General features: G+C 34.9%; 16 protein-coding genes. 1 reads left to right on the top strand and 15 read right to left on the bottom strand.

The genetic code is table 11. From position 1 onward, the window contains the following. Positions 1 to 3 precede the first annotated feature (3 nt). Genes AB4274_RS14965 through AB4274_RS14910 form a run of 12 tightly spaced genes read right to left on the bottom strand, consistent with a single transcriptional unit; the run spans position 4 to position 12,604 of the window. A complete protein-coding gene (locus AB4274_RS14965; protein ID WP_372112495.1) occupies positions 4 to 1,218 on the bottom strand; it encodes a glycosyltransferase family 4 protein in 1,215 nt (404 codons plus the stop codon). Between the two features lie 24 nt (positions 1,219 to 1,242). Then, positions 1,243 to 2,310 carry a glycosyltransferase gene (locus tag AB4274_RS14960; protein WP_372112493.1) on the bottom strand — a complete coding sequence of 356 codons (1,068 nt, stop codon included), beginning with the start codon at positions 2,308 to 2,310 and terminating at the stop codon, positions 1,243 to 1,245. Further along, positions 2,307 to 3,461, bottom strand: a complete 1,155-nt coding sequence (locus AB4274_RS14955) for a hypothetical protein (protein WP_372112491.1) — start codon at positions 3,459 to 3,461, stop codon at positions 2,307 to 2,309. The genes AB4274_RS14960 and AB4274_RS14955 overlap by 4 nt, the downstream gene beginning before the upstream one ends. After that, positions 3,454 to 4,860, bottom strand: coding sequence for an oligosaccharide flippase family protein (locus AB4274_RS14950; RefSeq protein WP_372112489.1), 1,407 nt, complete (start codon positions 4,858 to 4,860; stop codon positions 3,454 to 3,456). The genes AB4274_RS14955 and AB4274_RS14950 overlap by 8 nt, the downstream gene beginning before the upstream one ends. Next, a complete protein-coding gene (locus AB4274_RS14945; protein WP_372112487.1) occupies positions 4,857 to 6,020 on the bottom strand; it encodes a glycosyltransferase in 1,164 nt (387 codons plus the stop codon). Before AB4274_RS14945 ends, AB4274_RS14950 begins: the two co-directional genes overlap by 4 nt. 19 nt (positions 6,021 to 6,039) lie before the next feature. Beyond that, positions 6,040 to 7,104, bottom strand: a complete 1,065-nt coding sequence (locus AB4274_RS14940; RefSeq protein ID WP_372112485.1) for a DegT/DnrJ/EryC1/StrS family aminotransferase — start codon at positions 7,102 to 7,104, stop codon at positions 6,040 to 6,042. A gap of 8 nt (positions 7,105 to 7,112) precedes the next feature. Beyond that, positions 7,113 to 7,694: an acyltransferase gene (locus AB4274_RS14935; protein WP_372112483.1), complete on the bottom strand. Its 582-nt coding sequence runs from the start codon at positions 7,692 to 7,694 to the stop codon at positions 7,113 to 7,115. A 52-nt stretch (positions 7,695 to 7,746) separates the two neighbouring features. After that, positions 7,747 to 9,021, bottom strand: coding sequence for a Vi polysaccharide biosynthesis UDP-N-acetylglucosamine C-6 dehydrogenase TviB (gene tviB, locus AB4274_RS14930; RefSeq protein ID WP_372112481.1), 1,275 nt, complete (start codon positions 9,019 to 9,021; stop codon positions 7,747 to 7,749). Positions 9,022 to 9,035: 14 nt separating this feature from the next. Continuing rightward, positions 9,036 to 10,076: a Gfo/Idh/MocA family protein gene (locus AB4274_RS14925; RefSeq protein ID WP_372112525.1), complete on the bottom strand. Its 1,041-nt coding sequence runs from the start codon at positions 10,074 to 10,076 to the stop codon at positions 9,036 to 9,038. 36 nt (positions 10,077 to 10,112) lie between these two features. Next, positions 10,113 to 11,099: a hypothetical protein gene (locus AB4274_RS14920; RefSeq protein ID WP_372112480.1), complete on the bottom strand. Its 987-nt coding sequence runs from the start codon at positions 11,097 to 11,099 to the stop codon at positions 10,113 to 10,115. Further along, complete coding sequence (locus AB4274_RS14915) at positions 11,086 to 11,640, bottom strand: sugar transferase (RefSeq protein WP_372112523.1); 555 nt, start codon at positions 11,638 to 11,640, stop codon at positions 11,086 to 11,088. Before AB4274_RS14915 ends, AB4274_RS14920 begins: the two co-directional genes overlap by 14 nt. Before the next feature lie 13 nt (positions 11,641 to 11,653). After that, positions 11,654 to 12,604 carry a UDP-glucose 4-epimerase family protein gene (locus tag AB4274_RS14910; RefSeq protein ID WP_372112478.1) on the bottom strand — a complete coding sequence of 317 codons (951 nt, stop codon included), beginning with the start codon at positions 12,602 to 12,604 and terminating at the stop codon, positions 11,654 to 11,656. A gap of 174 nt (positions 12,605 to 12,778) precedes the next feature. Here AB4274_RS14910 and AB4274_RS14905 point away from each other — a divergent pair, with 174 nt between their 5' ends. After that, complete coding sequence (locus AB4274_RS14905) at positions 12,779 to 14,647, top strand: polysaccharide biosynthesis protein (protein WP_372112477.1); 1,869 nt, start codon at positions 12,779 to 12,781, stop codon at positions 14,645 to 14,647. A 49-nt stretch (positions 14,648 to 14,696) separates the two neighbouring features. Here the strand turns inward: AB4274_RS14905 and AB4274_RS14900 are convergent, their stop codons facing one another. From AB4274_RS14900 to AB4274_RS14890, 3 genes are read right to left on the bottom strand one after another with little or no spacing between them, the layout of a single operon-like run. Continuing rightward, the gene (locus tag AB4274_RS14900) at positions 14,697 to 15,704 is read right to left on the bottom strand and encodes a hypothetical protein (RefSeq protein ID WP_372112475.1); all 1,008 of its coding nucleotides are present in this window, start codon (positions 15,702 to 15,704) and stop codon (positions 14,697 to 14,699) included. 26 nt (positions 15,705 to 15,730) lie between these two features. Beyond that, on the bottom strand, positions 15,731 to 16,558 hold the full coding sequence (locus AB4274_RS14895) for a glycosyltransferase (RefSeq protein WP_372112473.1): 828 nt from the start codon (positions 16,556 to 16,558) through the stop codon (positions 15,731 to 15,733). Between the two features lie 24 nt (positions 16,559 to 16,582). Continuing rightward, entirely contained in the window at positions 16,583 to 17,779 is a 1,197-nt protein-coding gene (locus AB4274_RS14890; RefSeq protein WP_372112472.1) for a hypothetical protein, read from the bottom strand. Positions 17,780 to 17,798: the final 19 nt, after the last annotated feature.

Below are 17,798 nucleotides of genomic sequence, written 5' to 3'. Positions count from 1 at the left end.
GACCTATAAACTGAATTTTCGAATCATATCACACAGCAGTTTATTATTTTCCCGAGAATTAAATTTTTCTGATACAGACTGAAGTCCATTCTTAGATAATTCAGAATATAATACTTCGTCAGATAACAATCGAATTATTGAGTCGCCTAACGCAATGGAGTTCTTATCCTCTACCAATAATCCGTTAAAACCATCAGTTATCAGCTCGTTTATTGAGCCTGTATTTGTCGAAATACATGGAAGACCTGTATTCATGGCTTCCATCAAAGACACTGGAATTCCTTCATGTAGCCCGGCACCAAGATCTACACTAGGCAAGCAACAAAAGTCGATCTGTTCTGAACTCAACAAATCAAGAACAATAGAATGTTCCAAGTTCCCTTCAAAAACCACAAAGTCCTGTATTCCCAATTTTATAGAATAATTTCTTAACTCGTCTAAAAGCTGACCATCACCAATAAATGTACATTTCACAGGGCCAAATTTTTGAACAACATGTTGAATTGCTTCTAACAAATAAACATGTCCTTTGACACTAATTAAAGAGCCAATACAAACAAAGTTAAATTCAGATTTGTCTAATGCCAGCTTTCTCGTAGAGTTAGTTCCATCTACAGTGATACCAAGATATATACGTTGTATCTTGTTAAAAAACTCATCAATAATATATTCAGGGAATAAATCGCTTGAATGTTCTGAAATCGTTCGAACAAAGCTAGTTTTGTTCATCTTTGTTCTAAAATTATTAGCATCAATAATATCCCAACGATGAGCTGTGACACCAAAAGGAGTTCCAGTCATCTCGGACAACAATAGTCCTAACTGGGCAGGTGCTGTAAGCCAATGACAATAGATAAAATCATATTCTTTACTTCGTATATTTAGTTCTGAAAAATAAATAGCCTTAGGTAGTAAAATTAGATTTCTTAATGTCTTTATCAAATTATTAGTAAAGCATAAACCTGCTAATTTAAAGAGAGATAAAGGCCTGAAAATTATATATAAAATAAAAGTTCGCATATAAAAAAATTCAAACAAATTAAACTTCATATAATCGCCACTTATATCTATATATTGTTCCTTAATATCGCCTCTTGGATAAGTGGGAAGTAAATCTACAATAAAATTTTCCGACAAATTTTTTAATTCTGGTTCAATAAACCCCTCACCCTTGCCATAAGGATAAGAAGATGTAACAACTAATATTCTCTTTTTCATCTCACTTTACCTAAAAACTAGTTCCTACAATGAAATTAAGAAATCCATTCTTTTTCTCTCTTTCTTCTTATGTTCGAGGCGTTTTTCAGAGAAAATCAATACTTTTTCTTTTCTATCTTCGACCTTTTCCCAATAGTCGACCAAATTACGTATTTTTGTTGCTGTTTCAAAAATATCGTGACTGTTAACATGAGCGTAGTATTTACCATCTTCAATATCGGTATCAATATAATTACCGATAACAGGAAGACCATAAGAATAGTACTCACGGCTCTTTAGGGGACAAGCTTCATACATACCATGTCGTTCTATTGCAAGAGCGCTTATCCCAAAGTCAGCATTCATTAAAACGTTTTCGAGATCTTTTTTCTCCAAGTAACCATAGTGTCTGACATTACCTCGTGTTTGACCTTCGTAACCAACGATATCAAATTTATATTCTGTTAATTGATCAGCTAAGTCTAATAAAATGTCGTAACCGTGACATGCATTACCAGGCGATGCGACGAAAACCATTCTAGGCGTGTTATTAGTCGAATGCAGATTTCTCTTTACATATTTTATTCCGTTAGCTATTACTTCAGCACGAACGCTACTATACTTAGCAATATAGTCTTTCAACTCATTAGTAACACAAACGAAACCGTTTACTTCATTTAACAGTGATTTTTTTGTTATCCTATTGTATACCTTCGTTGCCAAACTGTATTTTTTATATTCAACTTCATCATTTGAATTTATTTCCATACAAACAAGATAACGTTTAAAAACGACTTTAAAATAATAAGTAAATAATAAATACCTTGTATAAATAATATCTACTCTTATATTTTCCAAATCATCTTTTATTTTTTTGGATATCGACCAAATTTTAGTTAATTTTCTAATTGCACTGTCGGATTTTGAAATCTCATCTCCCAGTACTTTTATTATTTTAGAGTTGACATGATATCTTACGTTTGATTTCAATGAATATATATATACATCATATCCTAAAGATATCCATTCGGTTGTTTGCAGTAGTACTTTTTTTATTATCGAGTTGGGGTTTTCTATTGAGAATTCACATTCTACTATATATACAACACTCATAAGTCACCTGTGTCTTTTCTTAACTTTGGATAAATAACTAGCATAGCAATCAATATAAACTGCAAGTAATAATACATTAAAGAAGAACTAGGAACAGCTCCAATTAGAGGGCACAACACAAAGACAGGGATAAGAACAGCCTCATACCCTCCCCTAAACTTATCCTCACTAAACTTGATGAGGTTAACTATTGCCATTATATAGCTAAACAGTAATAGTAAAAATGCAGGAACTCCATACATAATCATGACCTCCATAAATAAATTATGAGGATCATACAACCCTTCACCGTAAAGAATAACAGAATGGCTTACATAATTAGATTTTTCTGAAAATCCGAATAGTAAGTAATACCAATCGTTAGATATTAAGTTTATATAGTTTTCAATTATCGATATTCTTATCATATTGCTGTTATCTAACAAGTATGAAGAAAGAATGATAGAGGATGAGAACAATCCGATGATACCAATTGATATCATTAATATTCTAAAAAATTTGTTGGGAAGCTTTAAATAAATAAGCAGACCATAAAAAGCTAATATAGATAACAAGAAACCTCTAGAACCTAGATATATACAAATACTTAACGATAATGTTATCGCTATAAAACCAGAAACCTTTACTCCAATACTTTTAGATTTAACAGAATATGAAGATAGGGTTGCAATAAAGAAAAACATAGAAAATGAGAAGTCATTATAATTTGCGAATAGCCCTGAAACCAAAAATCTGTCCGTTTCTAGATACCTAACATGCTCATTTCCTGCATATAAATAAGAAGCAAAATTGAAAGAGAACATAATCTCTATCAATGCAGTAACTAAAACCACCCCACCAGAGATGATAATAGTGTCACAAAGCAATCGATCAAATGAAATATTTATGGTATTAACACAGATCAAAAACACTAGAAATACTGAAGGTACTAACAAACTAATAATTGATGTATCGTGGATAATATAGTTTATAGATGATACAAAAAAGCACGTAACAAAAAATAGATATGTCGTTACATCCAAAACATTAAATTTTGTGAATCTAAATCTAGAGCCTAAACCAATAATATTTACACACAGAAATAAAATAAAGCTAAACGGTAATCGAGAAAATAATAATATTAAACTTACTCTCTTTAATTTATCAATCAAAATCTAACTCTCTACGTATATTTCTCAAAGAAAAAACCTCTTCCTTATACAAAAACACGCATAATAAAAAAATTAATAGCCAAGTAACTATTGAATATAATAGAGGGATTGGTAACAAAGCAAATAAAATCGATGACAAAATTGATATTGAAATTAGAAAATAAGACTTAATCCCGGAAACTCGTAGCCAAATAGCTGATGAAATCTCAGTTCTAACTATAAAAAATATAAACATTGACAAAATCGTAGATATGGAAGCTCCTATTGCACCATAACTAGGTACTAATAAGTAATTACCAATCACATTACATAAAGCTGCAATAACTGAAGATAAAAGAGAAAAGTAAGTCTTCTTTTTCAAAGAAATACCTATTGATGTTGTCTCCGATAAAGTATAAAAAAGTGGGACTGAAATCATCATAGGCAAGATTAAGCTTACGTTAAAATACTCTTCGGGTAATACATATACAGCCAACCATGAAAACAAACCAACAAAGCAAAAAGTTAAAACAACGATTAATTGTACAATTCTAGAAACATAACCAACCTTATCTAAATTTTTTCCTTCAGAAGACCACTTAAACACAGTGGGGGCCCATAGTGTATTAAAAATTGCCCCTAGCACACCAGCAACAGAAGCAAAACTAATCGCTACTGAATATACACCTAACTCTTCGAATGTTGAATATGAGCGAATAGCTACTTTATCTATTGCCATTAATGCCCATGAGGAAATCGCAGCAAAAACTAATGGGGAACCATATAACATCATTCCTTTTAGATTTTTAATATCCTCTTCGCTAATTTTTTTTAATGTCAACTTCCAGTCTGATTTATAAATTAGATATACAAATGTAACGAACAAAGATATAAGCTTAGCAAATAATAACCATACGAAGTTACTTGGCAAAGAAACAAGTATATATGTTAAAATTAGTAGAAAAAAAACAAACCTTGGGATTATTTGACTTAAAGAAAAAACCAAACCATTCCCTTTCATTCTTGGAATCAAAGAAAACAATCTAGATAATACAGCACAAAGCAAAGAAAGTAATATCAAAAAATCATAGTTATTATCAGAAAAATCGAAAATCACATCTGATATATAGCCAGGGAAAAATAGTAGTACGATTATAGCTGGAACTAAAAAAAATATTAATGTAGGAATCAATGCGAAGCTAAATAGCAAGTTTCTATTATTCGAATCATGATAATAGCGAGTATATGACTGATCTAGGCCCAAAGTAAAAAAAAGAGTACAAAAACTAATCATAACTTGCAATAATGATATTTTACCAATATCAGCTGATGAGAAATGCCAAGCAATTATAGGTAAAGTAATAAAACCTAGAAAAGCTCCACCGATAGGCCCAATAGAAAAGCTAATAATCTTATTCATTTTTCAGCCAATATTCTCATGTATTCTTTTGTAAGTTTATCTACTACCACTTCCTCGCTGAAATTGGATAAGCAATGGTTAATTATAGCTTGATTATCAAATGTATCATAATTATGGTACATTTTTAACATATTTTCAGAAAGACAATCGATATCGTCAACGTTTGACGAATAACCGTTAAAACCATCGATAACAATAGATTCAGGGCCGCCACATCTAGTTGCAACAACAGGCTTACCAAGAGCTAAAGACTCAATCAACACAACACCAAATGTCTCTATCTTGCTTGATAATACATACGCATCACTACTGCTCATCAACTTTTTAACTTCTTTTCTACTTAACATCCCCAAGAATTCTACTTTATCTGATATACCTAACTCTATAGCAAGTTCCTGAAGATATTTACGAGACTCTCCATCTCCCCCAATTTTCAATAATACATTACTAATATTAGAAAATGCCTTAGAGAATGATTTTAATAACAAATCTATCCCTTTATTGTCACTTAGTATACTAACATTACAGAATGTGAAAGCTTTATTTTTAGGATTAATTGAGGAATCAAAGCATTCAAAGTTTTTTTGCAAAATATTAGGTATATAAGTCCAAGTGTTAGGACGTTTGAACTTGTTATCAAGGAGTTTGCAAAATGATTCACTAACGGCAATATTTAAAGCTGATTTAGATACAGTTTTTTCTGCTAACAAATATTGCCATTTTTTAATGTTACCTCGAGCATAGCTAGAGCTATGCTCCGTAATAACATAGTCAATTCCGTATTTATCAGAAATTATTTTGGCAAGGAGCCCTCCATTAAAAACGCAGTGAGCGTGAAGTATATCAGGCAATCCATACTCTTCTTTATATTTATCAAAAACTTTTATGCCTTGATTTAGGTATAGCATAACATTTATATATGGCACTCTAGGAGATAAACCAAAACTAACACTCTGAAAAACAGGTATCTCATCATCTATGAATGAGAATACAGCTTTAGATTTGCTGTTAATTATATTTCTCAAAGATATTTGGTGTGGATATATCACGCCAACGTCATGACCATAACGTTTTAATGCTAATGCTTGCTCCCTAAAAAAACAGCCACCTATATCATTTTTGCTAAGGGGGTACCATGAGGGAATTATACAAATATGCATGCTATAACCTAGGCTAAAATTAAAGATATGGGTGCATTGGCAAACTTAGAACTTTTTGAGATAGTGACTCTGCGATAGGGAAATCACCTTTTTTGTAGCCTAAATGAGAAAATGCCGTCTGTTGATGCATACAGGTACGATAGTAAACCATCGTAGGTATACCTTTAGATGTGTAGTCATTAATCACCAGCTCTCTATCCGAAGTCATAATCGTATATTGAGCCCAAGAGCTTCTATAACCTTCCGGGACAAATGGGGTTACGAATGTCTTATTCAACTCCTGAGAATACTTGGCGGCAGATCTATTTCTTGCTTCAAGCTCTTCAGGAAATACATACAACTTCTCTAACAGTATAGCGGCTTGAATAGTATCTAGCCGACTATTCACACCTATACGAACATTATCATATTTGTCAGTACCTTTACCATGTACACGTAACGAGCGCAACAACTCTGCATACACATCATTGTTAGTAAAAATTGCACCACCGTCTCCATAACAACCTAATGGCTTAGCAGGGAAAAAGCTAGTCGTCGCAATGTCTCCAAAAGAGCCCGCCATTTGTCCATTTATCGAACCTCCAAAACCTTGTGCAGCATCTTCAATCAATCTCAAATTATATTTTTTAGCTATTGCTTCAATTTTGGGATAGTTTGCTGGTAACCCAAATAGATCAACAGCAACGATAGCTTTAGGTGTCAATTCGCCTTCTAGAATCGTCTTCTTTATTTTGCTCTCTAGATCTTCAGGGCAGATATTAAAAGTTTGTTCATCTGAGTCAACAAATACCGGAGTCGCCTGAGCGAAAGAAATAGTCTCCGCACTGGCAAAAAATGTGAATGTCGGACAAAAAACAGCGTCATTTTTCTCTATCCCTAGAGCCATCATAGCCAATGTTAGTGCATCGGTTCCATTTGCACATGTAATAGCATGCTTCACGCCAACAAAACTAGCAAGCTGCTCTTCTAATTCATAGACTTCAGGGCCCAAAATATATTGACCGTGCTCTAGTACTCTGTAGATTCGATGATCTATTTTTTCTTTTAAATGATTATATTGTGCTTCTAAATCTATAAATTGCATTCTAAGTTTCACTCTGATACTACTGTCAATGTAGAGCCTTCAAGTTTATATATAACTTGCGTATGAGGGCAAATAGCTTGGCCTTCGCCTTGTAAAGGTAATTTGATTTGTTCACCAAACATGCTCATCCAACCAACCTGTTTAGCGGGAACGCCAACCATTAAGGCAAAAGGCTTTACACTTCGATTTACTACTGTGCCAGCACCAATAAACGCATACTCTCCAATAGTCGTACCACAAACGATCGTGCAGTTCGCTCCCAAAGTCGCACCTTTCTTTACTAAAGTATCTAGATATTGCTCTTTACGTTCAATTAACGATCGGGGATTATAAACATTTGTGAACACCATACTCGGGCCACAAAAAACACCTTCTTCCAAATGTACATTGTCATAAACAGATACATTATTCTGAATCTTACAATTGTTTCCTATTGTAACTTTATTGCCAACAAAGACATTTTGCCCTAATGAAACACCTTCCCCTACCACTGCACCCGAACAAATATGAGCCCAGTGCCAAATTCGAGAGCCGTCGCCAATCTTTGCGCCCCGATCTACAATAGCCGTATCATGTTGAAAAAAATTCATGCTTACTCCAAACCGTTAAAAAGTAGAAGAAAAACCGTATCCAACACTGCAATTAGAGACGTAAGTCTGCATCTTCGACAGGAAGAATATGCTTAACATCATAAATTACGTGCTGTTTTTTGCCTAATCTACGTAAAGCCTTTATTCCCATCGACTTGGTTTCAGTATGATCAACGGCAAGAACTATCGCATCATAAAAGCCAGCTTTTAACTCGTCTATCATTTCGATTCCATATTCATTTCGAACTTCATCTTTTGAAGCCCAACTATCATAAACATCGACAGACATGTTGAAGTCTTTCAATTCATTGACAATGTCAATAATTTTAGTATTTCTCACATCCGGGCAATCACCTTTGAAAGTAAAGCCCATAACCAAAACTTTAGCTTCATCAATATGTATTTTCTTACTGCTCACTTTTTTGACTAATTGGGTAGCTACGTACTCACCCATTCCATCATTAATACGTCTTCCAGCTAAGATAACTTCCGGACGATACCCGACTTCTTGAGCTTTATGTGTTAAGTAATAAGGGTCAACACTAATACAATGTCCACCTACTAAACCTGGCTTGAAAGGTAAAAAATTCCATTTTGTTCCAGCAGCCTTCAATACTTGTTCAGTATCGATATCGAGCTTATTAAATATCTTTGCAAACTCATTGATAATTGCAATATTTAAATCTCTCTGTGTATTTTCTATCACCTTAGCAGCCTCTGCTACTTTGATAGATGAAGCTTTATGTGTGCCTGCAGTAATGATTGATGCATATACAGAGTCGACAAAGTCAGCGATGTCTTGTGTTGAGCCAGAAGTAATTTTAGTTATTGTTGTCAATCGATTAACTTTATCGCCAGGGTTTATTCTTTCTGGACTATACCCAGCAAAAAACTCTTTATTGAAAATCAACCCTGAACCTTTTTCAATAATAGGAATGCAAACTTCTTCTGTTGCTCCTGGGTAAACTGTTGATTCAAAAACGACGGTATCCCCTCGACTGATTACCGTAGATATAGCATCAGAAGCTTTAATCAATGGCGTAAGGTCTGGGGTATTATCCTCTGTAATAGGAGTAGGAACCGTCACTATATAGAAGTTACAATTTTTTATAGCCTCGATATCACTCGTATAAGTAAGATTGTTCGCTAGTTCTAACTCTTCTTGAGAACATTCAAGCGTCGAATCATGTCCCGATATAAGTTCATTGACACGACCAACATTAATATCAAAACCAACTGTAGAATATTTTTTGCCAAACTCTACAGCAAGAGGAAGTCCAACATAGCCTAAGCCAATTATTCCTACTTTCAAATTATCTGTTTTCATCATTATTCCGATTATTATAGATTCAGCGGTAAACCAATTTCTTTATTATCTCGAGCAGAACGATATGTACCTATTAGTAGTTCCAACGACTTTAAACCCTCTCTTCCATCAGTTTCAGGCTGAGCTAGTCCTCTAAGCACATCTGCGACATTCTGAAAGTATGGAGGATGTCCAAAGCCGTAAACAGAAGTCGTCTGGTAATTTGCACTCTCAACATCTAGATCATAATCTTTTGATTCGTCGAATGTCCACTCTTGGATGTCGTTAACAGCCACTCCACCAATTCTAACCGTACCTTTCTCACCAAGAATAGTTATTGAGCCCTCAAGGTTTTTAGGGTAGGTACACATAGTGACAGCCATTGAACCGATAGCACCATTTCGCCACTTTATGTTAACTACACCAGAATCCTCTACATCGATATCTCGATGTGTAGAAGTCATCGCATGTATTTTTTCTACTGGGCCGATTAACCAATGCATCAAGTCAACATAATGTGTTGCTTGGTTCATGAAAGCTCCACCATCCATGTCCCAAGTACCAGACCATGAAGCTCTATCATAGTATTCTTGGGGACGAGTCCAAAACACATTTAAATGAACCATATGAATCTTTCCAAAACGCTTCTCTGTGACAGCTCTTTTTAATAATTGAAGCGTCGAATTTCTTCGATTTTGTTTAACAACAAAGAGATTAACCCCAGCCTCATCACATGCACGAACCATAGACAGACCATCATCCCATTTTGTTGCCATTGGCTTTTCAGTAATGACATGAACCTTTGCTTTTGCAGCTTTTATTGTCTGTGTTGCATGTAAACCACTAGGAGTACAAAGACTAACCAAGTCAAGGTCTGCTAACTCAAGCAGTTCATCAATAGAAGAGTAGCCTGGGACATTATAGCGCTCGGCATGCTCGGTTAACTTCTGAGAATCGTTATCACATACCGCTACCAGTTCAAATTCACTGGATAACTCTTTTATAGAGTCAAAGTGGTTTTTTGAAATACGGCCACAACCAACCACTGCAATTTTTATCTTTCGATCTTTAATCATCACTAAATCACCAATATTAATAACAAAGCATTATATCTATTTATAATTCTTGTACATTTCTCTAACTAAAACTAGGCCTGATGAAATAAACAAAGCAAAACCCAGAACAAAAACAAACAAAAGAAAACGTCGATTAAACCCTAAACTTTCAATTGAATTATGAACGTATTCAAATTGTATTTTTGGTAGACCTTCTGAGTTCTCAAGTTGACCAACCAATGATTCCTTTTTTTTCTTCAAATATATTGAAAAATCATCATCCTTAGGATTTTCAATTTCAGAATAAACAATATCATATCTAGACTTCTGACCGAAAATTATATTTTCTTGGTTGTTAATTAAAGCTATACGGTCTGGTGAGTTTTCCAAATAAAAATCCAGAAGCCTTTCGTTAACATTAATATTTTCACTTATAGATTCAAGTCTTTTCTTAATTCTGTATAATTTGGAAAACTCAGACTTCGTTATCATCTCGGTTATATAGCTAATATGGTATTCGATTGTTTCTTGATATTTAGCTTTCAGACTATCATTAAATTTTTCACCTGAAAAAGCCAAATAATTGTTAATTAACTCTTGATTTGATAATTGGTCTTCTCCACGAACTTCGATATGGTTCGATTTTTTAACAATAGTGTTTCTAGCAGTTTTGTTCGAAGATTCAAAATTACGAATGTTTTTTGAACTAAAAAATAGCTCAGAGTATTCTTTATTTAGCCACCCACTATTTAGGAAATCACCCATAAAAACATTAGGATTAACAACATTTCCATTCATATATCTATAATGTACTTTTTCGCTTGAATCTAAAACAAAACCGTAGAACTCACTGGACTCTACTTCAAACTTGTCCAACTCAATTAAAGAAACTTTATTAGTCCATATGCTAGGAACCGAATATACCAGACCACCAAAAACACAAGATAGCAACAAGAAAACAACAAATATCAACTTTAGGTTACTTTTTATTATAATAAAAACATCTATTATCGAATATGTGTTATCATATTTATCTCTTGACACAATCACCTCTCCCTTTCCCCACTACGGTGTTACATAATATATAAAAATAAAAAATGACACTATTATTATTGTTCATTAACGCATCAAACCTTGCGAGTTTTTTTGGATTCGACATATCGACGTTGTTAATTTGAGCCAATCCAGTTATACCAGGACGTGTATTAAACACCCCTCGAGCTTCTCGCTCTAAGATCAAATGCTTTTGGTTAAATAAACAAGGCCTTGGGCCAACCAAACTCATGTCACCACAAAGAACATTAATTAACTGCGGTAGCTCGTCTAGCTTAGACCTACGAAGAAATGAACCTAACTTCGTTACTGAGTCAAGACCGACTAAGTGAGTCGCAACAGATTTAGTATCCGTAGACATAGTTCTAAACTTTAGTAGGGTGAAAGCTTGTTGATTACGGCCAACTCGTGTCTGTTTAAAGATGGGAGATTTAGTGTCTAAGTACCCCAATATACAGATGCACAAAAGTATGGGCCAAAGAAAAAGCAGGCCGAAAAGTGCGAGGAATAAATCAAAAAAACGGATCAAAATTGTAACCTAATGATTAATTGACTTTAGAGTCTAAATGAGCGTCAACTGTACGCTGGATAGCATCTTCGAAAGAAACCTTCGGTGCCCAATTTAAAATAACTCTAGTATCAATGATATTTACCTGCAGATTACCACACAATTTATCTGATATCTGCGGCTTCATAACCAAATTTGAGAGTAGTTTCAACCACGTCATAGGAACAGGTAATAGACGAGGCGTTTTCCCCAAAACACTTGAGATAGATTTTAACAACTGGGTTGTAGAGACATCAAAATCATCAGAGACCAAAAACGTCTCGTTGGCAGCTTCATCGTGTCGACAACACAGGAGTATGAGATCAACTAAGTTATCCAGGTACACTAAACTTCGTTGATTATGAACTGCCCCCAATGGTAATGGTACCCCCTTATCAACTAAAAACATCATAGCGGAAAAATTTGCTTTTACTCCTGGGCCATAAACCAAGGGAGGCCGAATGATTACGACTTCTAAACCCGTTTCTTCTGCGATTTTTCTCAATCCAACCTCTGCCTCATATTTACTCAAGCCGTAGGGGTCGACGGGGACATTGGTTAAGTTCGGTTTAAATGATTCCCCAACCTCAGTCTGTTCACCGTTGACTTTAATCGAACTGATAAAAACAAAACGTGTCACACCATTAGTAGCAGCTTGACGAGCCAAGTTCAGCGTGCCTAGAGTATTAACCTCATGGTACGCTTCTTTAGCCTCTTGTACGGTTTCATTCATTTGATGCACTCGAGCAGCACAATGAACCACGCAATCCACACAGTCAAAAGCACCAGACCAATCTGTAGTGGAGTCGATAGAAGGTACAACAAAGCTATTTGGCTGTATTTGACTCGCTTTTCGTACTACAGGCAAGACTTCCCACTCACGTTCTTCTGACAATTCAACAACTCGAGAACCAACAAAGCCCGTACTCCCAGTGACTAATACCTTCACGAAATAACAACCTCACCTGTATAAATAACAAACAACATTAACAGTAAAACTACTGAGTACCACATATCAATCAATTACAACTAGCTTACCGCACCCAAGAACATTAAAATATTCTAGTTATGATATGACTCAACTACAACTTACTAGTCTGATTAGAAATCACCAAGGAATATAATGATTACGCCAATACGCGCAATTCTCAACACCAAGCGGAAAAACAAACGCTTAATCAGTATTGGTTACGACGTATTCGCAATAGCGATATCAATCTATTTAGCAATCGCTTTAAGGTTAGGCACATACACATTTGAGCTAGGTATAGACGAGTGGGTAACATTACTACTGACAGTTTCAGTTACGGTATACACCTTCGCAAAATTGGGGATGTACCGAGCAGTACTACGCTACATGATGTTTCCTGCTGTCGGGAACATATTTCTTGCCGTGTTTATCTCATCTCTAACCTTAGTTATGTGCGGATTCTTTTTTCATACCTTTATCCCTAGAAGTGTTCCGTTTATCTATGCTGGGCTAGCGATACTTACTTTGGGTGGACCAAGAATTATAATCCGTTCAGTCTATGACCATATGGTAAAGCGTAAAAAACCAAACGTATTTATCTATGGTGCAGGAGCTACTGGTCGTGAACTTGTATACGCTTTGATACACGGTGATGAATACAATCCCGTTATTCTACTCGATGATGACCCAAGTAAAAAAGGTAACATTTTATTTGGGTTAAAAGTTCATCATCCAAATGAATTTGAACATCTTCAATCTCTTTATCAACCAGTAAAACTGTTGCTAGCAATTAATAATATTAATAAAGGCGAAAGACTCAGGCTCGTAGAAAAGTTATCCAACTGGCCTATTGCAGTTCAGTCAGTACCATCAGTAGAAGATATCGCTGCAGGTAAAGCTACCGCAACTGAGATTAAAGACTTAGACATTGCCGATCTACTCGGCAGAGCACCAGTCGATCCAGACAAAGCCCTACTCTCAAAAAACATCACAGCAAAGAGTGTAATGGTCACCGGTGCCGGTGGCTCAATTGGTTCGGAGCTCTGTCGACAAATTCTTGTACAAAAACCAAGGGTCTTAGTACTATTTGAGCTTAATGAGTACAATCTATACATGATTGAACAAGAGCTCTCTAACACCATAAAACGGAACAATAGCCCAACTCTAATCATTGCAGCACTCGGCTCGGTTCAAAGACAAAACCGACTTGAGAAATTGATGAAGGCTCATTGTGTAGATACAGTCTATCACGCAGCAGCATACAAACATGTTCCTTTGGTTGAAGATAACGTAGTAGAGGGCATCCGCAACAATGTCTTCGGTACCTTGGCATGCGCGCAAGCCGCTATCGAAACTGGAGTGAAAGATTTCACTCTTATATCTACAGACAAAGCTGTACGTCCAACCAATGTTATGGGAGCTAGTAAACGCATGGCTGAGCTTGTTCTTCAAGCACTCGCAGACAAACAAAATGGCACTATTTTTACTATGGTACGTTTTGGTAATGTTCTTGGTTCTTCAGGCTCTGTTGTTCCCCTATTCAAAAAACAAATCAACTCTGGCGGTCCAGTTACTGTAACTCACCCAGAAATCACAAGATTCTTTATGTTGATACCAGAAGCGGCACAGCTAGTTATACAAGCAAGTGCAATGGGCCGGAATGGACAGGTTTTTGTATTAGACATGGGCGAGCCTATAAAAATCATAGATTTAGCAAAAAGAATGATACACTTAATGGGCATGCATGAGCATATCGATAACGAAGAAAAAGGGGATATAGAAATTCGGTTCACGGGCCTTCGACCCGGTGAAAAGTTATATGAAGAACTACTAATTGGTGAGAATATTGAAGGTACTACACATAAAAGAATAATGACAGCTAAAGAAGAGCACCTTTCAAAAGAAAAAATTGATGAGGCAATATCTAAACTAGATATTTATTGCCATGAGCATCAACAAGATAAAATAATATCTCTTTTACATTCAATCAGTGCTATCGATTATAAAAAACCAACAACATAAAGAATACTTAGAAATATATGACTAAGTATTCTTACTCTAAAATGCAAGTTCATTTTCCTTTCCATAAGCCAAACCTATTCCATAAGTACAACACAAAGCTATTGTATTCATGCTCACTAATATAAAAATCTTTGAATACGAATTTTACTTCCGTATTGAAATTTGTATTATGGTATGCACCAAGGCGCTTTCTATCTAAATCAAAATATTCCAAAATCCTGTTTTTTTGACAATCATTAAATAATGTGTATTTTTCTTGTTCACTATGTTCTTTATAGAAATCGAGCAAGGTACTTCTCATACTAGCGTATTTGTGACCCAGCAGTCTATCAACAGGGAGGTCTTGCAGCAACTTCAGAGCCGAGGGGGGAAGTGATTGATTTTTTTCTACTTCTTTTTTTCCAATCAAGTCAGTCAAATCTACATCTAATAAGCGCCCAATTACACCAAATATGGCACCGGTCTTTACATCGTCAAAATGCACCAAGTGAACTTTCTTGTTGATAGTTGCTTCCCACTTTTCGATCTGCTCACTGTAGTTAAAATTTCCAGTCTGTAACGTATCCGAAATGTACTTATCAGGTTCGAATAGTACAGCCTTTGTAGATAACTGTCGTATAAATGATGAGTTTATAGAATCAAAATGCTCTCTAACAACAGCGAGAATCTCAATATCAAAATCTAACTCACTTAGACGTTGATAGAAAAGGTCTAGGTCATCTATACTCGAAAATGCTTCTGAGGATATAAAAATACTTTTAGGTTTTAATATGTCTATCTCTTCTAACAGGTTCCTTTTCATCTGAGCCCAAGAAGTGTCTGATGATATCCAGTCTAACTTTTCGAAAAATAAATCAATGACCCATTGATGATGACCAAAGTTTTGTAGACCGGTGGCAGGATAGATTACTCCTCTCTCAATAAGTTCATCCCTGTTAAGGAAAAAAAAAGATTGTATTGCTGTAGTTCCAGACCTCGGCCAGCCGATATGCACTATTATTTTCAATTTATCCTCGCTTACTAAAAACACATTGTGATTAACATCTTTAAAATCCATGCCTAAATTTAAGAATTTTTATAGCTTCAGAGTTTATTTCTTGGGTCAAAACGCCTAAATATCCTACCAGTTATTCTAAATAAACGACTTGGAATAAGAGCACGGAACATAGGATAACATATTGCTAAAATTGCCAACAAACCATAATTACTATTCCAAGCTGAGTGCCAACCAATTAATAATCGGTTAAAACCAACTGAAAAATTATTTTTCTTATTTGCTTCACGACAAATTCTGTATTTAATGAGACACTCTTGAAGATTATGAAAGTTTAAGCCTTGTTCAGAAGCTCTTATCCATAACTCATAATCTTCTTGTCTCTTCGGTAGTTTTTCATCGTAGTTCCCAACACTTATTACCTTACCTTTTCTAAACATAACTGATGGATGTATTATAGGGCATGTCCAAATAATCTCTTTAATCCTTTCATCATATTGAGGCACTGATAAATCACCGGTAAGAAGAGATTCATCATCAATTACCTTTGCATTACTGCCAAGAATATCAATATCTGGATTTTTAATTAGAAAATCAACCTGCTCAAAAAATCGGTTAGGTTCGCATATATCATCAGTATCCATCCTTGCCACTAAATCAAACCTACAATGTAATAAACCAACTTTCAAAGCTTTAGCTAAACCATAATTTTGGTCAAGAGGTACAATTTTTATATTAATATAAGGTTTGAAGCTATCTATTATTTGTATTAGTGACTCCCTAACAAAACCATCCAAAACAATAATTACTTCGCTAGCACGTAAAGACTGATATGTAAGGCTAGATAGAGCCTCCTCTAAAAAATCTTCTCTCTCCCCATTATAAAGAGAGACAAGTACACTAAAATCTTGGGACATTGAATATATGACTCATAGATAATATTATTTTACAAAGTGACATTTATATATCCGAACTTTATTATAAGCTCTAAGAATAAGCCTTGATAGATATTTTCTTATTCCTACTTCTCCATAGTAATAATCTCGTACGAGATTTCTCTGTGCGATTATTCTAGCCATTAAGTTATCAAAGTTCGTAGTTGAATCTTTGATGCCATAAAAGACTTCCATTTCATATTTCTGTCGAACAATAACTTTGCTCTGTCTATCAATAATATCTGTATGATTAAGGAAAAACCAACCATCTTTCATGACTTCATAGTCGACCAAAGATATATTATTCATTATTTTAGACTGAATAGATGAAGGTAGCTTAGAAAAAATATGTTGCTCTAGCTCAATATCGCAGTTGTAAAACTCCGAATTATCGTGTTTATCATGATTTTTATCTATTATTTTAGATATGGATTCGATATCGATCAATGCACCATACCTTTTCGAATCATTGTCTGATAAATAATTCAAGCTTGATACGAGCAAATTATAGTCTACAATATGTAAAGGAATCTGATTCAACTTTTGTAACATTCTCACATAAGGGGGAAGTAAAGCCTTATTAACAGAGATTTGGTCAATTTGATTTAACTGAGCGTTCGGTAAGATCTTTTTCAAGACACCTTCGAAACTTGAAATTAGTCCTTCTTGTTTTATAACTTCGTCGTAGGAATAAAAGGAGAAAGATCTGGCCCCAAACGAATCAAGCCATGGTTTTGCTAGATTAGTATGAATATAGGAGCGGGCTACGAACTCTCGACTTTCTTCGATTTCTCCGGTATAGCGCCTAAACGGATCTCGGACAATTTCGTTAAATAATGAAGAAAGCCAATTAACAGGCTCACGATAATAATATAGAAACTCTATATCAGAAAATCTACACTCTAACCTTTCTTTAAATCTCATCGCTATATCTTTATGCTCTACAAAACACTCAGAGCTAATTATAACTAATTGTGGGTCATGCTTTTCTATTTCCTCATTTAATAAATCAATCATACTTAAAGAACGTTGACTATCTTTATTTTTAAAGGAATTAGCAAATAGTCCATGATTGTTACCAGATATAATAGACTTAGGATAAAGAATACCGTTGGACAATAGGCTGTCGTAGCTTTGAAATAATACTTGCTGTATATATGAAGTACCAGTTTTATGGGCTCCAATGTGAACTATAATTTTCATGTTGTAATTTTCGCGGTTT

The sequence above is a fragment of the Vibrio sp. 10N.261.55.A10 genome (assembly GCF_041470825.1).
GTDB lineage: Bacteria > Pseudomonadota > Gammaproteobacteria > Enterobacterales > Vibrionaceae > Vibrio > Vibrio crassostreae_C.
Note: the sequence above shows the minus strand (reverse complement) of the source record. Positions and strands in the feature narration are given on the sequence as shown.